Below are 17,049 nucleotides of genomic sequence, written 5' to 3'. Positions count from 1 at the left end.
GCTGCACTAGCCAAACAATATAAAAAAACTGAAGGCTGAATAGTACATGGTATCGCCTCCATATTCAATAATGCGACTAACACAAATTCAAATATAAATAGGACTTATGCAAAATTGTCCCAGTAAGGCGTAGCGACAAAGATAGTACATCTTTACTGCTAGGAGCTGCAACGCAGCTAGGGCGGTTTTACGTAAGTCCTAATAAATCAGGCAGGTGTTATACAGTCAACTAGTCTACGAGCAAATTTATTGGCCATTTCTAAATCAACTGCTTCTACCATAACTCGCACTAATGGCTCAGTACCCGAGGCACGAATCAATACTCGCCCTTTATTACCTAACTCTGCTTCTACGCGCTGTTTTTCTAAAACAGCCGCTTCATTTTTCTGCCAGTTAAATCCGGCAGGCACTTTAACATTGAGTAAAACTTGTGGGAATAAGATCAAATGTTCAAAACCTTGATCTAGGGTCTTGCCATTGCGACGCAGTGCAGATAAAACTTGCAACGCAGAGACAATACCATCGCCCGTAGTGTGCTTATCCAGGCAGAGTAAATGTCCGGAACCTTCACCACCTAGCATCCAGCCACGCTCTTGCATTTGTTCCAGCACGTATCTGTCGCCCACTTTAGCCCGGACAAAACCAACGCCCAAATCCTGCAATGCCAACTCTACCGCCATATTGGTCATCAAAGTACCAACCACACCCTGAACTGAACCAATTGCAAGACGATCCATCACCATCAAATAAAGCAGCTGGTCGCCATTATAAATTTTACCGTTTCTATCCACCATAACGAGGCGATCAGCATCACCATCCAAAGCGATACCTATATCTGCATGATTCGCTCTGACGGCAATAGCCAACGCATCTGGCGCGGTAGCACCGACCTGGTCATTAATATTAAAACCGTTCGGTTGATTACCGATAGAGATAACTTCAGCACCTAATTCATGAAATACATGCGGGGCAATATCATAGGCAGCGCCATGTGCACAATCAACTACGATCTTAAGTCCTCGCAAATCCAATTCGTTGGGGTAAGTACTTTTACAAAATTCAATATAGCGACCATTTGCGTCACGCAGACGATGCGCCTTGCCGAGTAAATCTGAACTAACACAGTCCATCCCATTTTCTAGCTCGGCCTCAATTGCGAGCTCGACTTCATCAGGTAATTTATTGCCCTGCGAAGAAAAAAACTTAATCCCGTTGTCATAATAAGGATTATGTGAGGCAGAAATCACGACACCAGCCGACAAGCGTAAGGCTCTGGTCAAGTAAGCTACAGCAGGAGTAGGCATCGGCCCTGAGAGCATCACATCAACTCCAGCTGCAGCAAATCCTGCCTCTAAAGAAGCCTCTAGCATATAGCCAGACACCCGAGTATCTTTACCGATCAAGACAGCAGGCTTACCCTCTCCTTTATGTCCACGTTGCGCTAACACTTTGCCGGCAGCATAACCTAAGCGCATTACAAAATCAGGGGTAATTGGTGCGACGCCAACTTTGCCGCGGATACCGTCGGTACCAAAATATTTTCTCGTCATTTTTATTTTCTTTCTTTAATTTGATAACGCGCGCCACACGGCTAACGCATCGACGGTCTCGGCTACGTCATGCACTCGTAAAACTTTCGCGCCATTGGCGACGGCTGCGATTGAGGCAGCAATACTTGAGGCAAGACGCTGCTCTACGCTTTTCCCTGTGATTGCTCCCAGCATCGATTTACGCGATAAACCAGCAAGTATAGGCATACCAAATCTGGCTTGAAACTGATCTATATTTTTCAGCATTGCCACATTATGCTGCAAGGTTTTTCCAAAGCCAAATCCGGGATCAAGGCAAATACGTTGAGGCGCAATTCCAGCATTTAATAAATCGGCCACCATCGTATCTAAGAAATCAGTTACCTGAGTATTTACATCGTCATACTCAGGTTGCAGTTGCATATCTGACGGCGTATTTTGCATGTGCATCACACATAAGCCAACATCAGCCTTGGCAACAACGTCGATAGCGCCTGGTGCTCTAAAGCCGTTGATATCATTGATCATATCAACATCTGCAAGAATGGCTTCTCGCATTACTTGTGTCTTGTAGGTATCGACGGATAAAGGTTTACCACAATCACGCAAAGCATAAATCACTGGCATAACCCGGCTCAACTCCTCATCGAGCGACAAAGGCGTTGCACCTGGCCGAGTGGATTCGCCGCCAATATCAATAATATCTACACCATCTCGTATCATCTGCTCCGCATGTGAGAGCGCCGCATCTAATCCCTGGAATTGCCCTCCATCTGAAAATGAGTCAGGCGTAATGTTGAGTATTCCCATTACTAAAGGACGAAACTGTGACCCCTGTAACGGAAATCGATATCGACCACATTCGAAATAATTATTCATGAATATAAAAAATTAGGGCGAGAATCCCTTCTCACCCTAAATTAAAGTCAAACTATTAATTGATATTTAAGCTGGTGCCGCCGCGTTTGGAGATACGCCACCAGACGTTGTATCTGTCGGAGTCTTACGTGTTGACTGACCTAACTTTGGCGGGCGTGGATCTATGCCGCTCATAATGTCATTGATTTGATCAGCATCTATCGTTTCCCAATCTAACAAAGCTTTAGTCATTGCTTCGACTTTATCACGATTTTCTTCGAGCAATTTACGGGACAGGGCATATTGTGTATCCAGAATATTACGAATTTCCGCATCCACTTTTTGCTGTGTCACTTCAGAAATCGTTTTTGACGAACCACCAAAGTAACCTTCACTTTGGCTATCTTCATACACCATCACGCCCATGCTGTCAGACATACCAAAGCGGGTCACCATTGCACGAGCCAGCTTAGTTGCACGTGAAAAATCGTTCGATGCACCAGTGGACATTTGACCGACAAAAATTTCTTCAGCAATTCGACCGCCAAACAAAATGGAAATTTCCTCCAGCATTTTATCTTTATAGCCGCTAATCGGATCATGCTCCGGCAACTGCCATGTCAGACCCAATGCAAAACCACGTGGCATGATAGTTACTTTGTGAACTGGATCTGCCTTTGGTAAAAGTTTAGCGACAACAGCATGGCCAGATTCGTGATAAGCCGTATTACGGCGTTCATCTTCACGCATGACCATAGATTTGCGCTCAGGCCCCATGAAAATTTTGTCCTTAGCATCTTCAAAATCAAGCATTTCAACGATACGCTTATTGCGACGCGCAGCAAATAAAGCTGCCTCGTTGACAAGATTGGCAAGATCAGCGCCTGACATCCCAGGGGTACCACGTGCCAAGATATCGGCTTTAACGTCAGTGCTGATAGGCACTTTGCGCATGTGAACATTCAAAATTTGCTCACGGCCACGGATATCTGGCAACCCAACGGAGACTTGTCGATCAAAACGACCAGGACGCAATAAAGCCTTATCAAGGACGTCAGCACGGTTAGTTGCTGCAATTACGATAACACCGGAATTAGCCTCAAATCCGTCCATCTCAACCAGCATTTGGTTCAATGTCTGCTCACGCTCATCATTACCACCACCCATACCGGCACCACGGTGGCGACCGACAGCATCAATTTCATCGATGAAAATAATACACGGCGCATGCTTCTTAGCATTTTCAAACATATCACGGACACGGGAAGCACCAACACCAACAAACATTTCAACAAAATCAGAACCAGAAATAGTGAAGAATGGTACCTTCGCCTCACCCGCAATCGCACGAGCCAGCAAAGTTTTACCTGTACCCGGTGGACCAACCATTAAAACACCGCGTGGAATGCGGCCACCGAGCTTTTGGAATTTACTTGGATCGCGCAAGAAATCAACAATTTCGCCAACTTCTTCTTTCGCTTCATCACACCCTGCGACATCAGCAAAAGAAACATTGTTGTTGGTATCGTCCAGCATACGTGCTTTAGATTTACCGAATGAAAATGCACCACCTTTGCCGCCGCCTTGCATCTGACGCATGAAAAACACCCAAACGCCAATTAACAACAGCATTGGGAACCATGAAATAAAGACTTGGGACAGGAAGGACTGCTCTTCAGGCGGCTTGTTATCAAATTTAATGCCGTTATTTACCAGATCACCTACTAAACCACGATCAAATATCGTGAGTTGTGATTTGACCTTTTTACCATCCAGCGTAGTCGCTGTAACAGTACGATTGGCATCATCAATCGTTGCATCTTTAATGTGCTTAGCCCTAACCTCATCCAGAAACTCGGAATACGGCATAGAGGCAGTGTTAGCAGACATGCCTTTGTCAAACTGTTTAAATACCATAAACAGCACTAAGGCAATGACTACCCATATCGCCGCTTTTGAAAACATATTATTCACGAGAACTCCTTGGACGTAGAACTACGCCTGTACACACAATAATTTTGCATCATACCCGTATTAGATAGAGCTTGCTAGAGCGCATATGTTGTCATTCTTGGTAATTATCAAGAGCGAATTAACATATAAATTATTACTTTTTGCTTTTTAACTATTCTTTAAACCTCTTCCGAGTAAGAAAATCTCAGAAGACTTGTCTTTGCTGGCTTTGGGTTTTTTGCTGATGACAGTTTTAAATTGTGTTTTAAACATGGTTACAATCGTGTTGTAAGCAGGTCCATGAAAACATTTTACTAGCAAAGCACCAGAGGGTTTTAAGTGCGCATTAGAGAACTCAACCGCCAATTCAATAATGTATTCAATGCGCGCCGCATCCACTGTGGAGTTGCCTGATAAATTGGGTGCCATGTCTGATAATACAAGATCAAGCTTGCGCCCCAGCAATTTAGCCTCTAGCTGATTCAGCACGTCGGCTTCGCGAAAATCTCCCTGGATGAACTGAACATCTGCAATCGGTTCCATTAGCAGCAAATCTAACGCAAAAATCTCGCCCAAGATGCCGCCACCGTCTTTACCGGCTAGTTTATTGCGTACATATTGCGACCAACTACCAGGGGTTGCGCCAAGATCGACGATAATTTGACCTGGCTTGATTAATTTTTCAGCCTCATCGATTTCCTTGAGCTTGTAAACAGCACGCGCACGATAACCTTCCTTTTGTGCCAATTTGACATAAGGATCGTTAATATGATCGTGCACCCAATTTTGATTGAATTTATTTTTTGCCATTCGCGTAAAATACTGCTTTTAAAGGAATTTATATGTTGAAACTCACGCCCGCTGAACGCAGCGAACTGCGCTCTGAAGCCCATGCACTGAAACCCATCGTATTGATCGGTGAAGCCGGTTTATCGCCTGCCGTGATGAAGGAAATCGATGCTGGCCTTAATATTCATGGATTAATTAAGGTACGTGTGTTTGGCGATGATCGTGAAGCACGCATTGCCATGTACGATACCATTTGTAGCTCTTTAGAAGCTGCGCCGGTACAGCATATTGGCAAATTACTGGTTATTTACCGTCCTAAGTTAGACGGCATTAAGGAAACCAAACTAGTCAAAAAAGGCAAAGGTATGCGCGAGGTAACTATCGTCAAACCTAGCGCAAGTGGCACCAAAAAACCTAGTGTCTCAAAAGTCATGGTAAAGGGTAATGAGCGGGTAACTCAGGGCGGCTCAATCAAACGTGCTAAACCACGTCAAACTAGCGTCAAAAAATCAGCCCTCGGTAATACCTGATCACATTAAAGTGATAACGCCATAAAACTAAGTAGCTCTGCGCTCAATATACTAAATAATATTTTTATTTATTTAAAAATGGTCAGCTCTATATAGTGCTGACCATTTTTTTGTTCTGCTTAAATGTACAGCACTTCTAATACTTCATATTCACGAATACCTGCGGGTGCTTGCACACCAACGATATCGCCAACATATTTACCGATCAATGCACGAGCAATTGGGGAGCTGATTGATACTTTACTGAGTTTAATATCTGCCTCGTCGTCGCCTACAATTTGATAGCTGACTTTCTGTTCATTATCTAAATCCTCCAAATGCACGGTCGCTCCAAATACCACACGTCCCTCTGCATCTAAAGTTGTCGGATCAATGATTTGCGCCGCACTGAGCTTGCCTTCCAGCTCGGCGATACGACCTTCAATAAAACTTTGACGCTCTTTAGCCGCATCATATTCTGCATTTTCAGACAAGTCGCCTTGAGCGCGAGCTTCTGCAATCGCATTAATTACATCTGGACGCTCTTTGGTCTTCAAATTATGTAATTCTTGCTTAAGCAGTTCCGCGCCGAATTTGGTAAGAGGTACTGTACTCATTTCATTCACACTCATAAAGTAGAAATACAGAGGCCACATCTGGCATCCGGATTGGACACCGTCTGTGACCTCTGTATCGAAGTTTAAGCTATTTGCTTAGTGTAAGGTTTTATGCAGACCTTGTAAATCATAGACATGCAATTCATCTAGATGACGCATACCTTGCACTGCAGCCTCCGCACCAGCAATCGTGGTGTAGGTTGGTACGCGCGCTGCAAGCGAAGATACACGAATAGCACGGGAATCCGTAATCGCACTACGTTTTTCTTCTACGGTATTAATCACCAAAGCGATCTCATGATTTTTGATGATATCAACGACATGCGGACGGCCTTCGGCCACTTTATTGATCGTACTGACCGGGATACCCGCTGCTGCAATCGCTGCAGCCGTGCCCTTAGTCGCTACGACAGCAAATCCCATCTCAACTAGATCACCAGCTACTTTTACTGCGCGTGGTTTGTCACTACCTTTGACACTAAGGAAAACTTTGCCAGAGGTTGGTAGTTTGATACTAGCACCTAGTTGTGACTTGACGAAGGCTTCACCAAAAGTTTTACCGACGCCCATCACTTCACCAGTGGATTTCATTTCTGGACCAAGAATCGTATCCACACCAGGAAACTTCACGAATGGAAATACCGCTTCTTTTACACTGAAGTAAGACGGCACAACTTCTTTATGAATACCTTGAGAAGCCAGTGACTGACCCACCATACAACGTGCAGCAATTTTAGCCAATTGCAAACCAGTGACTTTCGATACGTAAGGTACTGTGCGAGATGCTCTTGGATTTACTTCCAGAACAAACACAACATCCTTACCATCTTGCTGTTGAATTGCAAACTGTACGTTCATTAAGCCGACAACGTTCAAGCCTTTCGCCATCAATGATGTCTGACGCTTTAATTCCTCAATCGTCTCTGCGGCAAGTGAATACGGCGGCAAGGAGCATGCAGAGTCGCCAGAATGCACGCCTGCTTGTTCAATATGCTCCATCACGCCACCAATGAAGGTGTGTTCGCCGTCAGAAATACAATCAACATCGACCTCGATTGCATCATTCAGAAAGCGATCAAGTAATACCGGTGAGTCATGCGACACCTTGACTGCTTCACGCATATAACGCTCGAGATCACGTTGCTCGTGTACGATTTCCATTGCACGTCCACCCAACACATAGGATGGGCGAACTACTAAGGGATAACCAATTTCCTGCGCTAACTCCAACGCTTGGGCTTCGGTGCGCGCTGTACGATTAGGTGGTTGACGCAGACCAAGCTTATGCAACATTTGTTGGAAACGCTCGCGATCTTCAGCTGCGTCAATCATGTCTGGCGATGTACCAATAATCGGTACGCCATTCGCCTCCAAATCCAAAGCTAATTTCAATGGCGTCTGTCCGCCGTACTGCACAATCACGCCGACTGGTTTTTCTTTATCGACGATTTCTAATACATCTTCTAAAGTCAAAGGCTCAAAGTACAGGCGATCGGATGTGTCGTAATCGGTCGAAACCGTTTCTGGATTGCAGTTGACCATGATGGTCTCATAGCCATCTTCGCGCATCGCAAAAGCCGCATGGACGCAGCAATAATCAAACTCAATACCCTGACCGATACGATTTGGACCTCCACCCAACACCATGATTTTTTTCTTATCGGTCGGTGCAGACTCACACTCTTCTTCATAAGTCGAATACATGTAAGCAGTTTTAGTTGCAAACTCCGCAGCACAAGTATCTACACGTTTATAGACTGGTCGAATATTTAAGGCATGGCGACGCTCACGCACCGCAGTGTCCGTAGTCTTGAGCAGCTTTGCCAATCGACGGTCAGAGAACCCTTTTTGCTTAATCTTTAGCAACACTTCTTTATCTAGCTCATCCAGATTCTGGTGATCTAACCACAGCTCGATATCGACAATATCCTTGATCTGCGCTAGGAACCACGGATCAATATGCGTCAGCTGATGTACCTCCTCCAAGCTAAAGCCAAGACCAAACGCATCACCGACATACCAGATACGATCAGGACCAGGCTCGCCCAATTCTTCTGCGATAACTTCACGATCCAGCGTTTTTTGGTTCATCCCATCAACGCCAACCTCTAAGCCACGCAAGGCTTTTTGGAAAGACTCCTGGAAAGTTCTACCGATTGCCATGACTTCGCCAACCGACTTCATTTGCGTTGTCAGATGATTGTCTGCTTGCGGGAATTTTTCAAAAGCAAATCGAGGAATTTTGGTAACGACATAATCAATCGACGGCTCGAATGACGCTGGGGTAGCGCCACCGGTGATTTCATTACGCAGTTCATCCAGAGTAAAACCAACCGCCAATTTGGCAGCGATCTTCGCAATTGGAAAACCTGTTGCTTTCGATGCCAGGGCAGATGAACGGGATACACGCGGATTCATCTCAATCACAATCATGCGACCATCAGCAGGATTGATAGAGAATTGAACATTAGAGCCGCCAGTATCGACACCGATTTCACGCAAAACTGCCAGCGAGGCGTTACGCATGATTTGGTATTCTTTGTCAGTCAGTGTCTGCGCAGGCGCTACCGTGATTGAGTCACCGGTATGGACTCCCATAGGATCAAGATTCTCAATAGAGCAAACAATAATGCAGTTATCCGCTTTATCGCGTACAACTTCCATCTCAAATTCTTTCCAGCCGATCATTGATTCTTCAATCAGCAACTCACTAGTAGGTGACGCCTCTAAACCGCGCTTGCAAATAGTCTCAAACTCTTCTTCGTTATATGCAATACCACCGCCGGTGCCGCCCATAGTAAAAGACGGGCGAATAATCACTGGAAAACCGAGTGTCTTCTGCACTTCCCATGATTCATCCATGTTATGCGCGACGCCGGAACGGGCAGAACCCAAACCAATTTTGGTCATCGCATCTTTAAACTTAGAGCGATCTTCTGCTTTGTCGATTGCTTCTGGTGAAGCGCCGATCAGTTCGCAATTATATTTGGTCAGGATGCCGTGTTTGTGCAAATCGAGTGCGCAATTCAAGGCGGTCTGACCACCCATCGTAGGCAAAATGGCGTCTGGCTTTTCTTTGGCGATAATGCGTTCTACCACTTGCCAGGTAATTGGCTCAATGTAAGTCACATCAGCCATTTCAGGATCAGTCATGATGGTCGCTGGATTGCTGTTAACCAAAATGACTTTATAGCCCTCTTCACGCAAAGCCTTACATGCCTGAGCGCCGGAATAATCGAACTCACAAGCCTGACCAATAATGATAGGGCCAGCACCGATAATCAGGATGCTTTTTATATCGAGACGTTTAGGCATTTTTATTGTTCTCCGTTTGCCTGCGCTTTTGCTGCGCTCATTAAATTAGTAAAGCGATCAAACAGGTAGGCGATATCCATCGGACCTGGTGATGCCTCTGGATGTCCCTGGAAGCAAAATGCTGGCTTATCAGTACGTTCAAAGCCTTGCAAAGAACCATCAAACAAAGAGACATGTGTAATGCGGCAGTTAGCAGGCAGTGAATTTACATCAACTGCAAAACCGTGATTCTGCGACGTGATCAATACTTGTTTAGTGTCCAAATCTTGCACCGGATGATTAGCGCCATGATGACCAAATTTCATCTTGAGCGTTTTGGCACCGGAAGCAAGCGCCATAATCTGATGACCGAGGCAAATACCAAAAGTAGGTATGCCTTTTTCAATCAATTCTTTAGCTGCAGCAATCGCGTAATCGCAAGGCTCTGGATCGCCAGGGCCATTGGATAAAAATACACCGTCAGGATTCAAGGCCAATACAGCAGCAGCAGTTGATTGGGCTGGCAACACGGTTACTTTGCAGCCACGGGCTGTCAGCATCCGCAAAATATTCCGTTTAACACCGAAATCAAATGCGACCACATGAAATTTTGGGTCGGTCAGTTGACCGTAACCTTGCCCTAAAGTCCATTCAGTTTCTGTCCATGAATAGGACTTGCTGGTAGAAACAACTTTTGCCAAATCCATGCCAGACAAACCCGGAAAAGATTTTGCCAGAGCGAGCGCCTTAGTCGCATCATTACCAACTAAAATTGCGCCGCCTTGGGCGCCAGTTTCACGCAGAATACGAGTCAGCTTACGTGTATCAATGCCTGCAATCGCAACAATATTTTGCGATTTAAGATAGTCAGATAAAGATTGTTCAGAGCGGAAGTTAGACACCATCAAAGGTAAATCTTTAATGATCAGGCCAGCCGCATGAATTTTGTCGGACTCAACATCTTCTGAATTGATACCGGTATTACCGATATGCGGATAAGTCAGAGTCACGATTTGAGAGCTGTAACTTGGATCAGTCAGAATTTCCTGATAACCGGTCATGGATGTATTGAAAACAACTTCGCCTGATATATGGCCTTCAGCGCCGATGGAAACACCAGTGAATATAGTTCCGTCCGCGAGAGCAAGAATGGCCGTAGCATCTTGGTTGGGACGTAAAGACTGCGGAAATGGCAGCAAGGGTAACTCCTGTATTGTTACCGTCGCTACGCCGCGCCAAAACAACCGTGTTCAGGAACCACGCGAATGTAGCGCGTAGTGTGAGACGATTTTAGGAGATTTGTGGATTTGGTATGCGCTACGACGGGATTTGGATTAGCTAAACCCTCGAATTATAGCGCAAAAGCACCCCTCAAGCAAACCAAGAACGCCAGAAAATGAGGTAAAGACGCGAGCATTTTTGGCTAAACCTGCCAGACAAACAACTCTTAGCGTAGATAACCATGCTGAAATAAATAGCGGCAGCGCAATTGGCTGCCGCGAGCAAGTATTTGATTAAATTACACTCAGACTAAAGTGCCAAGGCAGCAATACCGGCCTTTGCAATCTGCGCATCTTCAGACGACTTAACGCCAGATACGCCCACTGCACCGACACAATGACCATCAACGACGATAGGCACGCCGCCCTCTAACATTCCCTCAATATAAGGAGCACTTAAAAAAGAGAAGCGTCCATTATTGATAACGTCCTCATAAATTTTAGACTCGCGGCGACCAAGTGCAGCCGTCGTCGCCTTCGCTGGTGCAATGTGTGCGGAAATAGGTGCGACGCCGTCCAAACGTTGCAACCACATCAAATGGCCACCATCATCAACAATCGCAATCACTACCGCCCAGCCATTGGTTTTCGCTTCTGTCTCTGCAGCTGCTGCGATTTTTTTGACGTCATCTAAAGTTAATACAGGTTTAGTTTGCATAGGTACCTCTTGGTTAAAATGTGCTCGAATTGTACGTCAAGCTGCATTCATTAAGGATAAAAACAGTTTTGATCTTTTGATAGTAGACCCACTTAAAATAGGCCCGCTTACAAGCTTATTCTGAGCAAACAAATTAGTAATAAAAATGAATAATAAAGCAGAAATATTATAAAAAATTCGATACCTTTTAACTGATAGCCTCAACAATATCATTTAGCTAATTTTACAAAAGCAAGGTTTACATTCCGACAAAGATCATTTACAGTTGGTCGGTTTTTCCAACCAGGTGCAACAATGCTAATACAAATTTCCCGCTCTCCCAGGAAAGTGAAATTAGTCTTATCCCTACTTCTAGCAAGCATTCTGCAATTTTCTTTTTGCAGTCCAAGCTTCAGCGCCGACAACCCCTTCCCCGAATCATCTACGGCTTACACCAAACTGCAAGAACTGCGTGAACGCGCATCTAACCTGACGATTAAAGCAATGGACATGCTTGGCATCCGTTACAAACGCGGCGGTAATACGCCAGAAAATGGTTTAGATTGCAGCGGTTTTGTGCGTTTGGTATTTAAAGACGCGCTAGGGACAGACTTACCAAGAACCTCGAACGAGATCAGCAAAGTTGGCGAAAAAATTGACCAAAAAGATTTACAGCCCGGCGACCTGGTTTTTTACAATACATTGCGTCGCGGCTTCTCACATGTGGGAATTTATTTGGGCGACAACAAGTTTATTCACTCCCCCTCAGCTGGTGGTCAGGTAAGAGTAGAAAGCATGGATATAGCTTATTGGAAAAAACGCTTTAACGGCGCTAGAAGAATTAACGATGACGAAAAGAATTGAGCGAAATTGAGTTAATAGAACCAGCATCGCGCAGCACCTGGATGCTCCCGCTTAGCATCTTAAAATACTTCAAAAAAACACATACTCCCCATCAATATCAAGAATATTGGCTCAACGTCCACATTATATATGGACGACCAAATATACTAACAGGGAGTATGCAAATCATCTATCTTGCATCATGCGGATTTTTTGTTTGATATCCGTCATCATCGACATGGTTACCTTCTCACCTGCCAATATCGCCAAATTTCTACCGGCAAAATCATTACCCTTCATACTCGCCAAGTCAGGTCGGATCACTACATCTGCATTCTTTAATTCAAACTGATTCAAACTTTGCCCCATGATGGTAAAAGTTTGTAGCAGCACATCCAGCGAACTAGAGGCGGATTGCGCATCCGGTTGCGAAGAGATATTCACAGCAATCACAAAATCGGCTCCCATCTCACGGGCGAACCGTACTGGTACAGGAGAAACTAAGCCACCGTCCACATATAACCTATCATTAATTCTAACGGGCTGAAATACGCCCGGTACCGCAGAAGATGCCCGGACTGCCAACCCGGTATTCCCGCGTTGAAACAGAATAGGCAAACCCGTATGTAAATCGGTTGCTACGGCGCCAAATGGCTTTTTCAAGCGCTCAATCGGCACCTGCACTACCATCTTATTCACGTAGTTTTGCAAGGCATCTCCTTTGAGAACTCCGCTAGATTTGGCGAATAAAGGTAAAGACCAATCAGAAATCGTTGCCTCATCCATATCCAGAGCCATTTTCTGCAACGCAAAACCATTGTTTCCCGCTGCATACATCGCTCCAACTACACTACCCGCGCTGGTACCAACAATGATATCCGGCACAATGCCTTGCGATTCCAGCGCCTTGATGACGCCAATGTGTGCAAAGCCACGGGCCGCACCACCACCTAAAGCCAAACCAATGCGTATTGTTTTAGGCACTTTAAAAATTGGCGCAACTGGAATCACAGGGGTGACCACTGCCACAGGCGGCGAAGTCGTCACACATGCACACAAGCTAATTATTAATAAACTGCTGACAAAACTTCTGACCTTACGCAATAATTTTCTTTGGAAAACTGTAGCCATAAACTGGTTTATCTCCATCATTTAACATCCATGCTTTGCATAGATTAAAAACTAAACACATATAAAAAAACCCGCGTTCTCATTAGAGCAACGCGGGCTTGTGATTTGTTCCAACTATTTTTATTTTATTTATCATACAAATTTGGCGGAGGGTGTGAGATTCGAACTCACGGAGGACTCTCATCCTCGCCAGTTTTCAAGACTGGTGCATTCAACCGCTCTGCCAACCCTCCAAGCCCGTTATTATAGCTATATTTTGTCGGTTTGAGGCATTTTTCTTTGTCAAATTATTCTTCATATTCACTTATGTAAATCTGTTTCGACTGAAAAACAAAAATCGCTTGCTAACATCGGCGTCAGTTGATCGGGATTCACGGGGCGGGAAAACAAATATCCCTGCACCTCATCGCAGCCTGCATTTTTAAGGAAAGAAAACTGCTCCCAATTTTCTACGCCCTCAGCAATTACTTTATGACGGAGTTTTTTAGCCATACTGATAATTGCGTCAGCAATTGCACAATCATCATTGTCGCTTGGTATGCCTTGAATAAAAGAACGATCAATTTTAAGAGTATCGATAGGAAACCGTTTTAAGTAAGACAAACTAGAGTACCCAGTACCGAAATCGTCCAAAGATAAAGTCACGCCTAGAGCGGTAATCTCGTCCATGATCGTGATGACGCTTTCGGCACTATGCATCAACATACTCTCAGTGATTTCCAGCTCTAGCCACGCAGGTGATATCTGATAAAAAGATAGCGCCTGCCTAACCCGACTTGGCAAAGTAGAAGAAAACTCTTTAGCTGACACATTGACGGCAATGCGTAGTGGCGAAATATGCAAATCTTGCCATCGCCTGGCCTGCTCACAAGCGGTCTCTAAAACCCATGCATCAATTTGCAAAATTAATCCCGTCTCTTCGGCGATTGGAATAAATTCTGCTGGTGGGATCAATCCTTTTTTTGGATGATTCCATCGGATCAAGGCCTCTGCACCGATCACACGACCGTTACTGATATCAATTTTCGGTTGATATAAAAGAGAAAACTCTCCGTGCTGCAGCGCACGACGCAAACCCGACTCCAAATATAATCGTCCGGCAATCGTACGATTCATTTCATTGTCGTAAAAAGCATAACTGCCACTAGCGCGCTCCGCATTGCGCTTCGCCTTAAACATGGCAATGTCTGACTTTTGCAAAAGTTTGTCCGCCTCCATGCCATCTTGCGGATAAATACTGATACCGATACTTGCGCCTATGCGCAGCTCTTGCCCATCAACAAAAAAGGCATGATCTAAAGTTGATAATAATTTTTGCGCGACCAAACCTGCATGAAAATGCTGTGGGATTTCTAACAACGCAATTGCAAATTCATCACTGCCCAAACGAGCGATCACATCATTTTCGCGCAAGGCTACGCGAAATCGTTCTGCTACTTGTTTAAGTAATAAATCACCGATCGCATGTCCTAGAGTGTCATTAATTGGCTTAAAGCGATTCAGATCAATAAACAATAAAGCACCGATAGAGTTATTACGCTGAGACTGTAGCAATGCCTTATCAACTAATTTTTTAAACAAAGTGCGATTAGGTAAATCGGTCAGGAGATCGTAATAAGCCAGATGATTAATTTTCTCTTCTGCGTGCTTACGTTCAGTGATATCGCTTAAATAACCGATAATTCCCACAGGTTGAGTGTTGGCATCACATAATGGAGATAAGCTTAGACTGGCCCAAAAAACTTCACCTGATTTTTTGCGCCGGCGAACTTCCATCTGACGGCCGCCTTGCTCCAAAAAAGAATCAAACAAGCGCAGGCCGTCTAACTCTTCATCTTCATACAAAAATAAAATATTTCTGCCGATGACCTCGTTTGCGCTATAACCAAACAACATTTCTGCGCCACGGTTCCAACTGATAATAAATCCAGCCAAATCCATGGTAATAACGGACTCATGAATTTGATCGAGAATTTGCGATTGCTGTAATTGGGTTTCTGCTGAGGCTTTATAACGTTGGTCTAGTTGTGCTTTAGAAGCAAATAAATGCGCCGTCAATTCGGCTAGTTTATTAAGCTTTGCGATATCACTTTCATTATAAATTCCGTTTTTGCCACTCAGAACAAAAAACGCTTCTGCTGATACAGCGGACTGCAACTGTTGAACATTGCTCACGTCCGCCGCGGACCTCACTTGCTGAACGTAAGCAGCATCTGACGTATTGAAAATAGCCTGAACAATCCGCGTCAACTCGGTCTCTAAAGAATGGCCATCCAGGCACAACACGGCCTCACCCAAGGCCGCGCCCAGACTCAGATCATTATCCAGATCACTGTTCAGATTACCCGTGTTCGCGCGTGACTTCATCTACATGTCCTGACAAACCTGATTAACCCAAACATAAGCCTTGGTCAGGCTGTCGTAATACATCTCTGCATCAAGGCCAATTTTTTGTAATGTTGCAGCATCAAGATTGGCGGTGATGCGGTCCGCTTGAGTAACAAGTTGCAATTGCGCGCCCATAACACCATCGTGATTTAACAGGGCGGCCAACACATCATCGATCAAATTCAATGGCAATAAAATTTCAGCTAGGGGGCTTCCAAATAAGGTATCCAGTAAAGAGAACATACCGACCATGAAAGCACTATCTTGCTGATCCCTGTTGCCGCCATTTTTTTGGCAAATCACTTCCATCAAACTGGCGCGAAATGCAGCGCGCAACATCAGAGGATTAAGTGCGCCGCTATTATCACTAGGACGGGCATACAACAGTAACTGCAACCATCGTTGTAATTGCCGCCGCCCGAGCAAATTAATGGCCTGCCCAAAGCTCGATACTTTGACTGTCTGCGCAAATGCGGCAGAACTAACCATCTTAAACAACATAAACGACAAGGTGGTGTCTTGCTTAAATAGCTCCTCCAGCTCGCGTGACTCTGCATCGCGAGATACTAATCCGAGCAATTTCAATAAACGGGTTCTGGCAGTTGCGTCGCCTGATTTATTATTCGGCGCAGGATTAAAGGCATAGTCGCCGCAAAACGAGCTAAATCCTATATCGGACGCTGCTTGTAATTGCGCTGCTGTATTCACATTTTTAGCGATATGCAGACCCTTGCTTAAACTGGCTAACCAAAGCTTTATTGACATGGGTACGCCAGCGGTGCAATCGACACAAACAGTACTAGATCCATCCCAGACTAACGTAGTCTGAGAAGCAAAATCGTCGACGACAATTTGCACACCTTTAGACACTAAATAGTTCAGTTTGGTTTGTGCATCAGGGCTATTACAACTTGCCTCTGGAATGCACAAAATTATTTTTGAGGCGGCAATACGAGCATCAATATCTGCTGGTAATGCAATGACGTCATCGATAGGGAGAAGGAGCGACAGCGAGGATAACTCATCAAAAAAATCACTACTTTTAAAGTGATGTAATAACTGCAAAGAATTTGCAAGGACAGCGTTATCAAAATGAACGCTCAAAGCAACTAGTTGCTGCTTGTTGTTAACGATCGGAGTCAGTGGAGAAATTGGTAACGTCAGGCCAGTCGCATTGGTCATATAAACAATTTTTGATCTTAGTTGGATTTTCTATTTGCT

13 protein-coding genes and 1 tRNA gene are annotated in these 17,049 nt (G+C 44.7%); 2 read left to right on the top strand and 12 right to left on the bottom strand.

Annotated elements, in window-relative coordinates:
* Positions 1-206: 206 nt before the first annotated feature.
* The 4 genes from glmM to AAKU64_RS10240 form a co-directional block, all read right to left on the bottom strand.
* Positions 207-1,550, bottom strand: a complete 1,344-nt coding sequence (gene glmM / locus AAKU64_RS10255; protein ID WP_354362088.1) for a phosphoglucosamine mutase — start codon at positions 1,548-1,550, stop codon at positions 207-209.
* 15 nt (positions 1,551-1,565) lie between these two features.
* Positions 1,566-2,408, bottom strand: coding sequence for a dihydropteroate synthase (gene folP / locus AAKU64_RS10250; RefSeq protein ID WP_354335309.1), 843 nt, complete (start codon positions 2,406-2,408; stop codon positions 1,566-1,568).
* A gap of 66 nt (positions 2,409-2,474) precedes the next feature.
* Positions 2,475-4,361, bottom strand: a complete 1,887-nt coding sequence (gene ftsH / locus AAKU64_RS10245) for an ATP-dependent zinc metalloprotease FtsH (RefSeq protein WP_354335311.1) — start codon at positions 4,359-4,361, stop codon at positions 2,475-2,477.
* 147 nt (positions 4,362-4,508) lie between these two features.
* Positions 4,509-5,150 (bottom strand): RlmE family RNA methyltransferase, encoded by a 642-nt coding sequence (locus AAKU64_RS10240; protein ID WP_354335313.1) that lies wholly within the window; start codon positions 5,148-5,150, stop codon positions 4,509-4,511.
* A 32-nt stretch (positions 5,151-5,182) separates the two neighbouring features.
* On the opposite strand from AAKU64_RS10240, the gene AAKU64_RS10235 reads away from it, so the two are divergent.
* Entirely contained in the window at positions 5,183-5,659 is a 477-nt protein-coding gene (locus AAKU64_RS10235) for a YhbY family RNA-binding protein (protein WP_322119339.1), read from the top strand.
* A gap of 119 nt (positions 5,660-5,778) precedes the next feature.
* Here the strand turns inward: AAKU64_RS10235 and greA are convergent, their stop codons facing one another.
* From greA to AAKU64_RS10215, 4 genes are all read right to left on the bottom strand, one after another.
* Positions 5,779-6,255: a transcription elongation factor GreA gene (gene greA / locus AAKU64_RS10230; protein ID WP_322121594.1), complete on the bottom strand. Its 477-nt coding sequence runs from the start codon at positions 6,253-6,255 to the stop codon at positions 5,779-5,781.
* A 96-nt stretch (positions 6,256-6,351) separates the two neighbouring features.
* Positions 6,352-9,570, bottom strand: coding sequence for a carbamoyl-phosphate synthase large subunit (gene carB, locus AAKU64_RS10225; protein ID WP_354335315.1), 3,219 nt, complete (start codon positions 9,568-9,570; stop codon positions 6,352-6,354).
* Positions 9,571-9,572: 2 nt separating this feature from the next.
* Positions 9,573-10,748: a glutamine-hydrolyzing carbamoyl-phosphate synthase small subunit gene (gene carA / locus AAKU64_RS10220; RefSeq protein WP_354335317.1), complete on the bottom strand. Its 1,176-nt coding sequence runs from the start codon at positions 10,746-10,748 to the stop codon at positions 9,573-9,575.
* A 331-nt stretch (positions 10,749-11,079) separates the two neighbouring features.
* The gene (locus AAKU64_RS10215) at positions 11,080-11,487 is read right to left on the bottom strand and encodes a GlcG/HbpS family heme-binding protein (RefSeq protein ID WP_322119342.1); all 408 of its coding nucleotides are present in this window, start codon (positions 11,485-11,487) and stop codon (positions 11,080-11,082) included.
* A gap of 327 nt (positions 11,488-11,814) precedes the next feature.
* On the opposite strand from AAKU64_RS10215, the gene AAKU64_RS10210 reads away from it, so the two are divergent.
* Complete coding sequence (locus tag AAKU64_RS10210; RefSeq protein WP_354362087.1) at positions 11,815-12,330, top strand: C40 family peptidase; 516 nt, start codon at positions 11,815-11,817, stop codon at positions 12,328-12,330.
* Between the two features lie 165 nt (positions 12,331-12,495).
* Here AAKU64_RS10210 and AAKU64_RS10205 read toward each other — a convergent pair whose 3' ends face one another.
* The 4 genes from AAKU64_RS10205 to AAKU64_RS10190 form a co-directional block, all read right to left on the bottom strand.
* Positions 12,496-13,440: a patatin-like phospholipase family protein gene (locus tag AAKU64_RS10205; RefSeq protein WP_354362086.1), complete on the bottom strand. Its 945-nt coding sequence runs from the start codon at positions 13,438-13,440 to the stop codon at positions 12,496-12,498.
* Positions 13,441-13,583: 143 nt separating this feature from the next.
* Positions 13,584-13,673, bottom strand: a tRNA-Ser gene (locus AAKU64_RS10200).
* 67 nt (positions 13,674-13,740) lie between these two features.
* The gene (locus AAKU64_RS10195; protein WP_354362085.1) at positions 13,741-15,807 is read right to left on the bottom strand and encodes a putative bifunctional diguanylate cyclase/phosphodiesterase; all 2,067 of its coding nucleotides are present in this window, start codon (positions 15,805-15,807) and stop codon (positions 13,741-13,743) included.
* Complete coding sequence (locus tag AAKU64_RS10190) at positions 15,808-17,010, bottom strand: EAL and HDOD domain-containing protein (protein ID WP_354335006.1); 1,203 nt, start codon at positions 17,008-17,010, stop codon at positions 15,808-15,810.
* Positions 17,011-17,049: the final 39 nt, after the last annotated feature.

This window comes from Undibacterium sp. GrIS 1.8, assembly GCF_040544445.1.
Taxonomy (GTDB): Bacteria; Pseudomonadota; Gammaproteobacteria; order Burkholderiales; family Burkholderiaceae_D; genus Undibacterium.
Note: the sequence above shows the minus strand (reverse complement) of the source record. Positions and strands in the feature narration are given on the sequence as shown.

What these genes read in the sequence shown, in the direction of transcription:
- AAKU64_RS10195 (WP_354362085.1), bottom strand. Translation starts at nt 15,807, where the DNA reads ATGAAGTCACGCGCGAACACGGGTAATCTGAACAGTGATCTGGATAAT.
- glmM (WP_354362088.1), bottom strand. Translation starts at nt 1,550, where the DNA reads ATGACGAGAAAATATTTTGGTACCGACGGTATCCGCGGCAAAGTTGGC.
- AAKU64_RS10215 (WP_322119342.1), bottom strand. Translation starts at nt 11,487, where the DNA reads ATGCAAACTAAACCTGTATTAACTTTAGATGACGTCAAAAAAATCGCA.
- greA (WP_322121594.1), bottom strand. Translation starts at nt 6,255, where the DNA reads ATGAGTACAGTACCTCTTACCAAATTCGGCGCGGAACTGCTTAAGCAA.
- AAKU64_RS10190 (WP_354335006.1), bottom strand. Translation starts at nt 17,010, where the DNA reads ATGACCAATGCGACTGGCCTGACGTTACCAATTTCTCCACTGACTCCG.
- carB (WP_354335315.1), bottom strand. Translation starts at nt 9,570, where the DNA reads ATGCCTAAACGTCTCGATATAAAAAGCATCCTGATTATCGGTGCTGGC.
- folP (WP_354335309.1), bottom strand. Translation starts at nt 2,408, where the DNA reads ATGAATAATTATTTCGAATGTGGTCGATATCGATTTCCGTTACAGGGG.
- AAKU64_RS10235 (WP_322119339.1), top strand. Translation starts at nt 5,183, where the DNA reads ATGTTGAAACTCACGCCCGCTGAACGCAGCGAACTGCGCTCTGAAGCC.
- AAKU64_RS10205 (WP_354362086.1), bottom strand. Translation starts at nt 13,440, where the DNA reads ATGGCTACAGTTTTCCAAAGAAAATTATTGCGTAAGGTCAGAAGTTTT.
- AAKU64_RS10240 (WP_354335313.1), bottom strand. Translation starts at nt 5,150, where the DNA reads ATGGCAAAAAATAAATTCAATCAAAATTGGGTGCACGATCATATTAAC.